The sequence below is a fragment of the Kocuria sediminis genome (assembly GCF_009735315.1).
GTDB classification, from domain to species: Bacteria; Actinomycetota; Actinomycetes; order Actinomycetales; family Micrococcaceae; genus Kocuria; species Kocuria turfanensis.
In genome coordinates this window covers 1-626 of the sequence record NZ_WOGU01000060.1, presented here as the reverse complement: position 1 = coordinate 626, position 626 = coordinate 1, and the positions used below count along the sequence as shown (strand labels likewise).

Here is a 626-nt window from a genome sequence, read left to right as displayed (position 1 = left end):
GCGAAGGCCCAGAAGCTGCCGACCATGATGATCATGCAGGCCGCGAAGAACAGCAGGTTGTTCACGAGCCGGCCCTGGCCCGAGTGCGAGCGCACGGTGGGGCGGCCGGTCGAGGCGTCCGAGGAGGTGCTGGTGGACGAGGCGGCTCGGTTGGCCATGGATGTTCCCCTTCTGGCGGTGGAGGCGCGGCCGAGTTCCGAGGGCCGCAGAGGCGTCAGCGCCCAGTCTAGTGCGTCACCCCGACACCCCGTGCACCCCCTCGGGGCGACGGACGGCCGTCCTCCGGCATGCGGCGCCGACGGGCCTGCCGCCTGCACGGGCGCCGGACGACCTCCCCACCGGCACGGAACGACGGACGGCCCCCTCCCGGTACGGGAGGAGGCCGTCCGTCGGTCGCGGCACCTGCTGGCCGCGGGGCCTGCGGGGCTCCGGACCTACTGGGTGGCCCGGCCGAAGGCGTCGTCCTTGTGCTCCGCGCGGACCTGGGCGTCCCGGGCGCCGATGTCCCGGGGGCCGTCGTCGAAGCTCTGCGCGGTGGGCTGCTCGCCGGGGACCTCGGTGGTCGGGGGGACGTCCATGAGGATGGTGCGCCCGCCGTAGGACTTCTTGGCGGTGCTGTTCTGCAG

At 74.0% G+C, this 626-nt stretch carries 1 pseudogene; it reads right to left on the bottom strand.

The window, feature by feature from the left end:
- Positions 1-434: 434 nt before the first annotated feature.
- Positions 435-626, bottom strand: a pseudogene (locus GMA12_RS18390) (hypothetical protein); the annotation flags it as partial.